Source organism: Pseudochrobactrum sp. XF203 (genome assembly GCF_020341615.1).
GTDB lineage: Bacteria > Pseudomonadota > Alphaproteobacteria > Rhizobiales > Rhizobiaceae > Pseudochrobactrum > Pseudochrobactrum saccharolyticum.
In genome coordinates this window covers 3013126-3025401 of the sequence record NZ_CP084392.1, presented here as the reverse complement: position 1 = coordinate 3025401, position 12276 = coordinate 3013126, and the positions used below count along the sequence as shown (strand labels likewise).

The following is a 12276-nucleotide window of genomic DNA, read 5'->3' as shown; positions in this document are numbered from 1 at the left end:
TTGATAGATTGTTTGCTGCGATCAAAAAGAGCGGAAATAGTCTGATTTTGGATGAAAACAGGTTGTTTTTGCCGGTTTGAGCCGAAAAATGCGGGGTGAATTGAGCAAGGTAATTTCTGCCCGATGTCTGTGCTGTGTGAAATTCTGACTAATCTTTGATTGATCTTGGCAAAATATGGGTTTATCGAAAAATCATGGTAGATCTTCCAGACACACTCCTCGCCGGTTACCGCAACTTCATGGCATCGGATTTTGCCGATGAAAGAATGCGCTATAAGGAACTCGCAGATCAGGGGCAGACACCGGAAACGATGGTCATTGCCTGCTGTGATTCCCGCGCAGCGCCGGAAATCATTTTCAATACCCGTCCGGGTGAAATCTTTGTTTTGCGCAATGTCGCGAATCTCATCCCGCCTTATGAGCCGGATGGTGAATATCATGCTGCTTCTGCGGCACTGGAATTCGCTGTGCAGAGCCTCAAGGTCAAGCATATTGTTGTGCTTGGTCACGGGCGATGCGGTGGCATTAAAGCGGCGCTAGATACGGATAGCAGCCCGCTGTCTCCGGGTGACTTTATCGGCAAATGGATGAGCCTGCTGGCACCGGCTGCAGAGAATGTCACATCCAACACGCTGATGACACAGACAGAGCGGCAGACTGCGCTTGAGCGTATTTCAATCCGCTTCTCGCTGAATAATCTGCGCAGTTTCCCATGCGTTGATATTCTGGAGAAGAAGGGTCGTCTCTCCCTGCATGGTGCATGGTTCGATATTTCGACCGGTGAATTGTGGGTGATGGATTCGCAGACCGGCGATTTTATTCGTCCGGATACGGATGAAATGCCGATGCAACCTGAAAGTAATGAAACACCGGCTGCCTGAACCTGAATTCAGATAATAAAAAAACCGGCTTTTCAGCCGGTTTTTTGTTGTCTTTAAGTGACGATTATTTGCCGTCGATGGCCTGACCCATAATGGCAATAGCCTGCTGGTAAACGGTTGCAGCGTTCCAGCCCTGAATTGCCACATAGTTTGGCTGACCCTGCTGGTAGCCTGCACCGGCGCGCCAGCCGTGAGCTTTCAGGAAGTTGGCGGTCGAAGCCAGTGCATCGGCGCGGGAGCCAACCATGTCGATATGGCCGTTGCCGTCACCGTCTGCACCAAATTTAATGACGCTGGATGGCAGGAACTGTGTCTGGCCGATTTCACCATGCATTGCGCCAACAGCATTCGGGCTGAGATCGCCGCGCTGAATCAGCTGCAGAGCTGCATAAAGTTCATTGGTGAAGAATTCCGAACGGCGGCAGTCATAGGCCAGTGTTGCAACAGCTGAAAGCGTGTGCTGTTTGCCAAGATAATTGCCAAAGCCGGTTTCCATGCCCCAGATGGCCAGCAACGGGCCGGCAGGAACGCCGTAGCGCTGTTCAATCTTGGCGAACAGGGCTGCATTCTGCTTTTTCAGGGTTTTACCACGATTGATGATTGTGGTTGAACCGCGTTTCTTCATGAAGTCGTCGAGTGACAGCTTGAAGCTTTTCTGGTTGCGGTCAGCATTAATGGTTGCTGTTGCGTATTTTACATTGTCCAGAGCGGACAATGCATTGCCTTTGATGCCGCGCGCTGCTGCTTCCTGTTTGAAGCCCTGCACCCATGCCGGAAAGCCAGCGCCGGTATTGCCGCACTGGGCTGCCTGTGCAACGCCGGAAACGGCCAGCACAGCGATTGATCCGCCGATTACACGAATTGCCAACTGGCGGAGAGAAGATTTGATAGTCTTTGACTGCATGAAGCTGCCTCGTTAGAACTTTGCTCGGATGCTTTATAGATTTATATGGTTAACAGGGTTTTACAGAAAATATAATTCCGGCTTGTATATATATGAATGACGGCGATGTCTGTTGAATGTGGTCTGAATGAGGCGCAATGTTTTTGTACAGTCCCGTTTGAGACTGACCGCGTTTTTTAGGTCACAGTTTAAAATGGGTGGAAGCATTTTATATTTAATCACGCGTCTGATGATTGCTTCCTCTGTAAAGGACGCAGCAAAAGCTTGACTCATAAACTGCAGATCATGTAAAGAACGCGCGATAATTCCGCTATGAGTATATGTTCTCAGGCAGCCGACCGGGACCCGTATGGTATAAAGAGATCCCGGAGGTCAACATCCGACAGCGCAATGCGCCCTCGGGTGCTGTTTTGCTTTGGATGCAGCTCCGGTTTATAAACCGTCTGTCATATATGATTTCGGGATGAACCTGCACTCAGATCCGGCACATGACCGGTCTGAACAGAGATTGGGAAATTTGGATGTTTGAATCACTTCAGGAGCGTCTTGGCTCTATTCTGAACGGTCTGACCGGACGCGGGGCTCTCTCCGAGTCCGATGTTGCAGGCGCGTTGCGAGAAGTGCGCCGTGCGCTGATTGAAGCGGATGTGTCGCTGGAAGTGGTTCGCTCATTTACTGACCGCGTACGTGAAAAAGCGGTTGGTGCGGAAATTCTGAAAAGCATCAAGCCTGGTCAGATGGTCGTTAAGATCGTCCATGACGAACTGGTGGAAATGCTTGGCACCGAAGGTGTGTCCATTGACCTGAATGCACCGGCACCGGTTGTGATCATGATGGTCGGTTTGCAGGGGTCGGGTAAAACCACCACCACCGGTAAGCTTGCCAAGCGCCTGACAGATCGCCAGAAGAAAAAAGTTCTGATGGCCTCGCTGGATACGCGCCGTCCTGCCGCGCAGGAACAGTTGCGCCAGCTCGGTATTCAGACCAGTGTTGACACATTGCCGGTTATTGCCGGTCAGTCACCGGTTGAGATTGCCGCGCGCGCCGTACAGGCTGCGAAGCTCGGTGGTCATGATGTGGTGATCCTCGATACTGCGGGTCGTACGCATATTGACGAACCGCTGATGGTGGAAATGGCGGATATCCGCAAAGCCGCCAATCCGCATGAAATTCTGCTGGTTGCCGACAGCCTGACCGGTCAGGACGCTGTTAATCTGGCGCGTAACTTTGATGAGCGCGTTGGTATTACCGGTATCGTTCTGACCCGTATGGACGGTGACGGTCGCGGTGGTGCGGCGCTTTCGATGCGCGCGGTTACCGGCAAGCCGATTAAAGCGATTGCTACCGGCGAAAAAATGGATGCGCTGGAGGAGTTTTATCCGAAGCGTATTGCAGACCGTATTCTCGGCATGGGTGACATTGTTTCGCTCGTCGAAAAAGCGGCTGAAACCATTGATGCTGAAAAAGCAGCGGCAATGGCCAAGAAAATGCAGGCCGGCAAATTCGATCTCAATGATCTGGCCGAGCAGCTCAAGCAGATGAAAAAGCTGGGTGGTATGGGCGGTATCATGGGTATGATGCCGGGTATGGCTGGCATGAAAGACAAGGCAGCAGCTGCCGGTCTTGATGACAAGCTGTTTGACCGCCAGCTCGCAATTATCGGTTCTATGACCAAGGCTGAACGCGCCAATCCGGATTTGCTGAAGCACAGCCGCAAGCAGCGTATTGCCAAAGGTTCCGGCAGCAATGCTGCTGACATTAACAAGCTTCTGAAAATGCATCGCCAGATGGCTGACATGATGAAAGTCATGGGCAAAGGCAAAGGCGGCATGATGAAACAGATGATGGGCGGCCTTGCCGGTAAAATGGGACTTGGTGGTCTCGGCGGTATGGGTGGCCTCGGGGGCGGAATGCCGGATCTGTCTAAAATGGACCCGAAACAGCTGGAAGCTCTGCAGAAACAGGCTGAAGCAGCCGGTTTTGGTAAGAGCGGCGGTATGCCGGGTCTCGGTGGTGGTCAAGGGATGGGATTGCCTGGCCTTGGCGGTCCGAAACTTCCTGGTCTTGGCGGTGGTCTGCCTGGCCTGCCTAAGAAGAAGTGAGCACGATGAGCGAACAACAGACAATTCCTGCCGAACTGCTCGCTTTGCGTGCATCTATCGATAATATTGATGCGGCGCTGATCCATATGCTTGCCGAGCGTTTTCGCTGCACCAAAGCTGTCGGTGTTCTGAAAGCCGAGCGCGGTCTGGCCGCTGCTGATCCGGCGCGTGAAAAACGACAAGTGGAACGTCTGCGTAACCTTGCGCAGGACGCCAGTCTCGACCCTGATTTTGCTGAGAAATTCCTGAACTTCATCGTGAAGGAAGTGATCCGGCATCATGAGCATACCGCCGCAAACCATACCGGACAGTGATGTTCGTTTTGCGGTGTAAAAAACCATTGCGATCGTTTTAACGGTCGTATTTCAGAAATTGTTACTGTTTAAGTGACACGACATAAACTTTAAGGAAAACACTATGTCCCTGAAAATCCGTCTGGCACGCGCCGGCTCCAAGAAGCGCCCTTACTACCACATCGTTGTTGCAGACGTTCGCGCACCACGCGACGGCCGTTTCATCGAAAAGCTGGGTTCATGGAATGCAACTCTTGCTAACAAAGAAGAGCGCGTTGTTGTTAATGCAGAACGCATTCAGTATTGGATCGGTCACGGCGCGCAGCCAACAGACCGCGTTCTGCGCTTCCTCGATCAGGCTGGTATTGCCAAGCGTGAAGCCGGCAACAACCCAACCAAAGGCGTACCAGGCAAAAAAGCTCAGGAACGTCTGGCAATGGCTAAGCAGGCTGAAGAAGAAGCCGCTGCAAAGGCTGCAGAAGCCGCTGAAGCAGCAGCTGCTGCCGCTGCTGCGCCTGCTGAAGAAGCTCCGGCTGCAGAGTAATTCTGAGCAAAGCATTTCCAGCAAAAGTGGGTACCGGTTTTGCGTAGGATAATGCGCTAAATAAAAATAGAGTTTTTGCGGGTTAATATCCGTGATTAAAATACCGTGCCTCTGTAAAGCGGCACGGTATTTTTTTGTCTTAAAAGACCGGTTTGAAAAGCTGCGCATTATTTGTATTTTTCATATTTATTAAGTGTGTATTTTCAAATGGGATTTTGCGGTTTATTTATAATCAATGATCTGCGCGAAACTTGTGCAAGATGAGGAGATATCCATGACCGGTCAGACTTCTGTTGTAACAACATTTCCGCTGAAACTGCGCTCGCTGCTTACACTTGTTGTGTTGATGTTCATGCCGCTTCTGGCAGCATGCGGCTTCAACACTATTCCGACCAATGAGGAAAAGGCAAAAGCGGCATGGAGCGAGGTACTGAACCAGTATCAGCGCCGTACCGATCTTATTCCTAATCTGGTGGAGACCGTTAAAGGCTATGCTGCCCATGAGCAGGAAACGCTGACTGCGGTGATTGAAGCCCGTTCCAAGGCAACGCAGACACAGATTTCTCCGGAAATGCTGAATAATCCGGAATTGTTCAAACAGTTCCAGGATAATCAGGCCAATCTGAGCAGTGCTCTGTCCCGTCTAATGGTTGTGGTTGAGAAATATCCTGATCTGAAAGCCAATCAGAACTTCCTCGCGCTGCAATCACAGCTGGAAGGTACTGAAAACCGTATTGCTGTGGCACGTCGCGATTATATTGAAGCGGTACGCGTTTATAATACCGGCCTGAAGACCATGCCGACCATGTTGTGGAAGACATTGTGGTTCTGGAACAATGAGCCGATGCCGACTTTCACCATTGATCCGGCTTCTCAGGCCGCTCCTAAAGTACAGTTCAACTGATGACAGCGGGCAGGAGAAATCCTGCCCGTTCAACTTTTGCTGGCAATTTAGGAGAATGGTATGATTTCTGCCCGTCTCGCCGGTCTGCGTATCATTCCGGAACAAGCTGCTTTCCGGTTTGCACTGAAAATGTTTCTGGCGGTGCTGCTGCTGGCATTTGCAAATCTGGCCTATGCGCAAAGCACGGATAAACCGGCTATTGCTTTAACCGATCGTGTGGTTGATGCGGCGGGGGTGCTGTCCTTTGCGCAGCAGCAGGAGCTGATTGCCAAACTCAGCGCCTATGAAAAAGAGTCATCCGATCAGATTGTGGTGGCAACGGTTCCAAGCCTCAATGGTATGGATATTGAGACCTATGCTAACCGGCTCTATCGTGCATGGGGTATTGGCCAGAAGAGCGAGAATAACGGTATTTTGCTGCTGGTAGCGCCCAATGAACGCAAAGTGCGTATTGAGGTCGGCTATGGTCTGGAGGGCACGGTAACGGATGCTCTCTCGGCAATCATTATCCAGAATGCGATCATTCCTGAATTCCGCAATGGCGACTATGGCACCGGCATTACCAAAGGTACCGATGATATTTTGCAGGTTCTGCGCGGAGAAGGTGCGGAATTACAGGCGCGTGCAAAACACAATCAAAAAGAGGCTGCTGACCAGACGGACTGGATTGAAGTTATTTTTCTGATTTTCTGGATCAGTATTTTTTTCGGCGGTTTTGGTTTTACTTTGCTGGCTCCGGTTTTCGGCAGAAAAATCGGCCCCGGCCGATATGAATGGCTGGGTGTGACGATTGCATTGGGCGGCGGCGGTGGTTCTTCAGGGCGCGGCGGCTATGGAGGTGGTTTCGGTGGTGGCTTTGGCGGTGGTTCATCGGGTGGTGGCGGCTTTTCCGGTGGCGGTGGTTCATCGGGTGGTGGCGGCGCATCGGGCAGCTGGTAAAGGGGCAGGGCTATGACACATTCTCAGCGTAACCATATTTCTCAGGAAGACCGTCAGCGTATTGCCTCTGCCATTCGCGATGCGGAAGCGCAAACAGGCGGCGAAATTTATGCTGTTCTGGCGCAGCGCAGCGATGATTATTTTTATGTGGCGGGTTTTATTGCTTGTTGTGGTATGATCATCACGGCAGTGATTGCTGCCTTTGTGGCGCATTATTACTGGTTTGATCTGTCACTGCCGAAATTCGCACTGGCTATTCTGGCGGCCTTCATATGTCTGGTTGCGCTTTTGGCTTTTGTACCTGCATTGCGCATGGTGCTGGTGCCGCATCGGGTGCGCTACCGGCGGGCACATCTGAATGCCTTGCAACAATTTATCGCCCGTAATGTGCATCTGACCAATAAACGCACGGGTATCCTGTTATTCGTCTCCCTCGCTGAGCGCTATGCGGAAGTGGTGGCTGATGCGGGAATTAATGAGCGGGTCGATCAGCAGGAATGGAATGCGATTGTTGCCACGCTTAGTCGTCATGCAGCACAGGGAAGTGTTGCGGAAGGGTTTGTTGAGTCGATTGCCAAAGCCGGCAATCTGCTGGCACAGCATTTTCCTAAAGAGGATGGCGACAAAAACGAGCTGGAAGACCATCTGGTGGAACTATAAGAATTTTATCCACCGCTGATTTTTATTTTTGCAGCGGGTTTATGATTTTTAAGAACGATTTAATTTCACTTTTGCTTGTTTGCGGGTGAAAAAATCGAAAAAAACGGTTCTTTTGTCACAATTTGCTTGTTATTTGAGAGAAAGAGCAGGCCGAAGGTAATTTAGGCAGAGGCGGTCTGTATAATGAGGAGTTTTACAGTGAGTGCCGATACAGACCATACCGCTCAGACCAAATTCGTTGTCGATTATCAGAATATCTCTGAGCCTGTAGCTTCTCAGTTCGCCAAGCTGTTGTTTGAATGGGCACCGGCGGAAGATATTGCCGCCTATGATGCCGGTGATATGGAAGAAGCTGCCAAGCTCGCTTTGAAAGCTCTTGGTTCCTATCAGGCCGATAAGCCTGTCATCAGCGTCGATAATGACAGTATTCTGCGCCGTCGCGGTCGTCCGTTGACAGTTGTAACTCTGATCAACCGCAATATGCCGTTTCTGCTTGATTCGACGATGGCGGAAATTCTCGAGCGCTCCGGCATGATCTATATGGTTGTGCATCCGGTACTCAATGTTGCCTTTAATGGCAGCAGCTATGAGGTTCATGGCGAAGCAACCTCCGGTAAATCCGTGGCAGGAACGGAACAGGTCAGTGTTATTCAGCTGCATCTGCCACAACTGGATGAAAGCGCAAGAACAGCTCTGGAGCAGGCGCTCGGAATGGTGCTGGGGCAGGTTTATGCTGCTGTCAGTGACTGGAAACCGATGCTGGCGCGTCTTGATGAGGTGATTGCCTCTTACAGCGCTGTCAAAGGTCTGCCGGAAACAGCGGAAGGTCGTGAAGCTATTGCGCTGCTCAAATGGCTGCGCGATGGTAATTTTACATTTCTGGGTATGCGTGAATTTCGTTACGATGCGGCTCAGGGTACGCTTATTCAGGCTGATGCACCATCACTGGGGATTCTGCGTGATGAAGCCGTTCGTGTTTTGCGTCAGGGGCAGGATAATGCTTCGATCGCACAGGAATTGCAGGACTTCCTCAAAGGTTCTGAAAGCCTGCTGATTACCAAAGGCAACAGCCGCTCGCTCGTCCATCGCCGCGAATATATCGACTATATCGGTATCAAACTGTTTGATGCAGATGGCAAAGTAACCGGCGAAATGCGTCTGGTCGGGTTGTTTACTTCGACGGCCTATACATCTTTCCTGAGCACGATTCCTTATCTGCGCGGTAAAGCGGAAGCGGTGATCGGTCGTCTGGGCTTCAATGCTGCTGACCATTCCGGCAAGGCTCTGGTGCGAGTGCTGGAAGATTATCCGCGTGATGATATGTTCCAGATTGATCTGGATGCCCTGACCGATCATGCTGAACTGATCGTGGCATTGGATGAACGTCCACGTGTCCGCGTATTGCCGCGCATTGACCGTTTCAGCCGTTTTGTCAGTGTATTGGTCTATTTGCCGCGTGACCGTTATGACTCAGTGGTGCGTGAGGCGATCAGCAACTATCTGATGGATGTTTATCACGGGGAATCCGTGGAATTCCATCCGGTGTTCCTTGATAAAGGCGTGACCCGCGTTCAGTTCATCATCCGCCGCCATGACGGCAGCGTGAGCGAAATGGCTCGCGAGGCTCTGGAAAAGCAGATCCGCAGTTTCGTTCGCACATGGGAAGATGGTGTGCGTGATGCGGCAGAGGAAAGCTCACAGACTTTCGCCCCGCGTGTGATCAGTCTGGCTTCCGGTTTTCCGGAATCCTATCGTGAGACTTTTAATGAGTCCGAAGCACTTGTTGATGCCGTACGTATTGAGGCGCTGATCGAAGAAAACCCGCTTTATGTTGATTTTTATCGTTATGACACACAGGAACCGCAGGCGGCTTTCCTGAAACTCTATCATTTCGGTGAGGCACTGGCGCTGTCGCAGCGCGTGCCGCTGCTGGAGAATATGGGTTTCCGTGTCATCAGTGAGCAGACCTTCGCTCTGCCGGTGCAGACGGCAACCGGTGGTAAGAACATGGTGCATGTCCATGATATGCTGATTGTCAGCGCATCGGACAAAGCCGTTGATCTCAGCGATGATGGTGATCTGCTGGATGATGTGTTCCGCACCGTATGGAGCGGACAGGCGGATAATGACGGTTATAATGGCCTTGCCCAGAGCGGACGTCTGACAGCACGTCAGATCATGATCCTGCGTATGTATGGCCGTTATCTGCAGCAGGCCGGTATTACCTATTCGCAGGACTTTATTGCTGCAACGCTCAATCGTTATCCCGATATTGCCGCGCATCTCTACACATTGTTTGACCTGCGCTTTAATCCGGCACTGGCAAAACAGGCGGATACAGAAGCGAAAGAACGCGCTGTTGTTGAAGCCATTGAGACAGCTTTGCAGGCAGTACCGAGCATTGATGATGACCAGATTTTGCGCCGTTACCGTAATCTGGTTGAAGCTTCTCTGCGCACCAATGCCTATATGCATGATAAGGACGGCAATGCGCCGGTGACATTGGCGATCAAGCTTAACCCGCGTGCTGTTGACGGCCTGCCGGAACCACGCCCTTACCGTGAAATCTTCGTCTACGGGCCGGAAGTGGAAGGTGTTCACCTGCGCTTTGGCGCTGTGGCGCGTGGTGGTCTGCGCTGGTCTGATCGTGCGCAGGATTATCGCACAGAAGTGCTGGGTCTGGTGAAGGCACAACAGGTGAAGAATGCGGTGATTGTGCCGGGTGGTGCCAAGGGCGGTTTCTATCCGAAGCGTCTGCCGGTTGGCGGTGATCGCAATGCGGTATTTGAAGCTGGACGCGCTGCTTACATTACTTTCATTTCCACCATGGTTTCGATCACCGATAATATTATCGAAGGCAAGATCGTGCCGCCGGTCGATGTTATCCGTCAGGACAGTGATGATCCGTATTTCGTGGTTGCGGCGGATAAGGGCACAGCCACTTTCTCCGATACGGCCAATGCGATCAGTCAGGCACAACATTTCTGGCTGGATGATGCTTTTGCTTCCGGTGGTTCAGCCGGTTATGACCATAAGAAAATGGCCATTACCGCCCGTGGCGCATGGGAGGCAGTGAAGCGTCATTTCCGCGAAATGGATATTGATATCCAGACCACGCCATTCACTGTTGCCGGTGTGGGCGATATGTCCGGTGACGTGTTCGGTAACGGCATGTTGCTGTCGCCGAAAATCAAACTGGTAGCTGCATTTGACCATCGCGATATCTTTATTGATCCGATGCCGGATACCGATATCGGTTTTGTGGAACGTCAGCGTCTGTTTAATGTGCCGCGCTCCAGCTGGCAGGATTATGACCGCTCAAAAATCTCTGCCGGTGGCGGTGTATTCAGCCGCTCGCAGAAGGTGATTACGCTTTCTGAAGCGGCAGCCGAGGCCATTGGTCTGGGTAAACTGACGGCAAGCCCGAATGAAGTGATCGGTGCGATCCTGCGTGCGCAGGTTGATCTGCTGTGGTTCGGCGGTATCGGCACTTATATTCGTGCGAACGAAGAAAGTGATGCGCAAGTTGGTGACCGTGCCAATGATGCGATCCGTATTACCGGTCGTGAGGTTCGCGCCAAAGTGATCGGTGAGGGTGCCAATCTGGGTGCCACCCAGCGCGGTCGTATTGAATATAGCCTCAATGGCGGTCGTTGTAATACCGATGCGATTGACAATTCGGCCGGCGTGAATTCGTCGGACGTTGAGGTCAATATCAAGATTGCTCTGACGCCAAGCCTGCAGGATGGCCGTCTGACCCGTGAAGCACGCGACGTGCTGCTGGCACAGATGACTGATGAAGTGGCAGCGCTGGTGCTGCATAATAATTATGAGCAACCGCTGGCTCTGTCGCTGGTTGAAAAACGCGGAGCTTCCGAACTGCCATATCTGATGCGGATGATGTCGTCTCTGGAACGCCGCAAACTGCTGGATCGCAAGGTGGAATATCTGCCGGATGATCAGGTGCTCGCAGACCGCCAGAAACGCGGAGAGGCGCTGACCCGTCCTGAACTGGCCGTGCTTCTGGCCTATGGTAAAATGGTACTGTCCGATGATCTGATCGCCAGCAATCTGCCGGATGATACCTATTTGCATTCACGCCTGTTCGGCTATTTCCCGCAGGAAATGCAGGAGCGTTTTGCCAAGGATATTACTCATCACCGTCTGCATCGCGAAATCATTGCAACGCTTCTGTCCAATGATGCCATCAATCGTTGCGGGCCGACATTTATCAGTCGTCTGAATGATCTGACAGCTGAGGCACCGGCAGAAATTTTGCGGTCTTATGTAGCTGTGGCTGATGGTTTTGAAACCGAGCAACTCTATCAGGCGATCAATGCGCTGGATAATAAGATTCCGGGCAAAGTGCAGAATGAATTCTATGCGCTGGTTGGGGAAATGCTGTTCTCAACCACCGCATGGGTGCTGCGCAATAACCGTTTTGATGCGACTTTGAGTGAAATGGTCAGCGCGGTGAAGCGGACACGCATGGCGCTGGAGCCGAAGCTCGAAGAGCTGATGCCTGATTTCATTGCGGATCTGATTACCGCAGATACAGCAAAATATATCGCCAAAGGTGCCGGTGAAGCGCTGGCACGCAAACTTGCCCGACTGCAGTCGGCTAAGCTGATGGCGGATATTGCGCTGATCGCCTATCAGGGCAAGGCAGAGCTGATGACCGCTGCGACGGCTTATTTCAAAATTGTTGATGCTTTCCGCATTGCCAATATTGAAAAAGCTGCATCTGCAGTACCGGTGACAGATTATTATGATGGTCTGGCCTTGTCGCGTGCGACTGACACGATCACACAGGCAACCCGTGCTGTGACGATGGAAGCGCTCACTAAATTCAAAGGTGAGACCGATCCGGTACAGAGCTGGCTGACCCGCGATGCCGAGCGGATTGACGGTGTGCGTCAGCGCATGATTGCACTGACAGAAGGCGGAGATCTGAGTGTTTCCCGTCTGGCCGTGGCAGCCGGTTTCATGGCGGATCTTGCGGGCTGATCTTGCTCATTTTGCGAAACTCAAAAAGGCCGGTGGTATTTC

Annotated in this window: 9 protein-coding genes; 8 read left to right on the top strand and 1 reads right to left on the bottom strand. The window is 51.8% G+C overall.

What is annotated here, in order from left to right; all coding sequences use genetic code 11:
• The first annotated feature begins 194 nt into the window (after nucleotides 1–194).
• Nucleotides 195–881, top strand: a complete 687-nt coding sequence (locus tag LDL70_RS13770) for a carbonic anhydrase (RefSeq protein WP_022709788.1) — start codon at nucleotides 195–197, stop codon at nucleotides 879–881.
• A 64-nt stretch (nucleotides 882–945) separates the two neighbouring features.
• Here LDL70_RS13770 and LDL70_RS13765 read toward each other — a convergent pair whose 3' ends face one another.
• Complete coding sequence (locus LDL70_RS13765) at nucleotides 946–1785, bottom strand: lytic transglycosylase domain-containing protein (protein WP_022709787.1); 840 nt, start codon at nucleotides 1783–1785, stop codon at nucleotides 946–948.
• Between the two features lie 521 nt (nucleotides 1786–2306).
• On the opposite strand from LDL70_RS13765, the gene ffh reads away from it, so the two are divergent.
• From ffh to LDL70_RS13730, 7 genes are all read left to right on the top strand, one after another.
• Nucleotides 2307–3887 (top strand): signal recognition particle protein, encoded by a 1581-nt coding sequence (ffh, locus tag LDL70_RS13760; RefSeq protein ID WP_075657353.1) that lies wholly within the window; start codon nucleotides 2307–2309, stop codon nucleotides 3885–3887.
• Nucleotides 3884–4201, top strand: a complete 318-nt coding sequence (locus tag LDL70_RS13755; protein ID WP_028233597.1) for a chorismate mutase — start codon at nucleotides 3884–3886, stop codon at nucleotides 4199–4201. Before ffh ends, LDL70_RS13755 begins: the two co-directional genes overlap by 4 nt.
• Before the next feature lie 103 nt (nucleotides 4202–4304).
• Complete coding sequence (rpsP, locus tag LDL70_RS13750) at nucleotides 4305–4724, top strand: 30S ribosomal protein S16 (protein ID WP_022710765.1); 420 nt, start codon at nucleotides 4305–4307, stop codon at nucleotides 4722–4724.
• Between the two features lie 274 nt (nucleotides 4725–4998).
• Entirely contained in the window at nucleotides 4999–5628 is a 630-nt protein-coding gene (locus LDL70_RS13745; protein WP_225685306.1) for a LemA family protein, read from the top strand.
• Between the two features lie 144 nt (nucleotides 5629–5772).
• Nucleotides 5773–6567 carry a YgcG family protein gene (locus tag LDL70_RS13740; protein ID WP_370637839.1) on the top strand — a complete coding sequence of 265 codons (795 nt, stop codon included), beginning with the start codon at nucleotides 5773–5775 and terminating at the stop codon, nucleotides 6565–6567.
• 12 nt (nucleotides 6568–6579) lie between these two features.
• Nucleotides 6580–7227 carry a TPM domain-containing protein gene (locus LDL70_RS13735; protein ID WP_116089101.1) on the top strand — a complete coding sequence of 216 codons (648 nt, stop codon included), beginning with the start codon at nucleotides 6580–6582 and terminating at the stop codon, nucleotides 7225–7227.
• Between the two features lie 183 nt (nucleotides 7228–7410).
• Nucleotides 7411–12234 (top strand): NAD-glutamate dehydrogenase, encoded by a 4824-nt coding sequence (locus LDL70_RS13730; RefSeq protein ID WP_370637694.1) that lies wholly within the window; start codon nucleotides 7411–7413, stop codon nucleotides 12232–12234.
• Nucleotides 12235–12276 lie beyond the last annotated feature (42 nt).

Coding starts and splice junctions, on each gene's coding strand:
- LDL70_RS13735 (WP_116089101.1), top strand. CDS start 6,580: ATGACACATTCTCAGCGTAACCATATTTCTCAGGAAGACCGTCAGCGT.
- LDL70_RS13745 (WP_225685306.1), top strand. CDS start 4,999: ATGACCGGTCAGACTTCTGTTGTAACAACATTTCCGCTGAAACTGCGC.
- LDL70_RS13765 (WP_022709787.1), bottom strand. CDS start 1,785: ATGCAGTCAAAGACTATCAAATCTTCTCTCCGCCAGTTGGCAATTCGT.
- ffh (WP_075657353.1), top strand. CDS start 2,307: ATGTTTGAATCACTTCAGGAGCGTCTTGGCTCTATTCTGAACGGTCTG.
- LDL70_RS13770 (WP_022709788.1), top strand. CDS start 195: ATGGTAGATCTTCCAGACACACTCCTCGCCGGTTACCGCAACTTCATG.
- rpsP (WP_022710765.1), top strand. CDS start 4,305: ATGTCCCTGAAAATCCGTCTGGCACGCGCCGGCTCCAAGAAGCGCCCT.
- LDL70_RS13730 (WP_370637694.1), top strand. CDS start 7,411: ATGAGGAGTTTTACAGTGAGTGCCGATACAGACCATACCGCTCAGACC.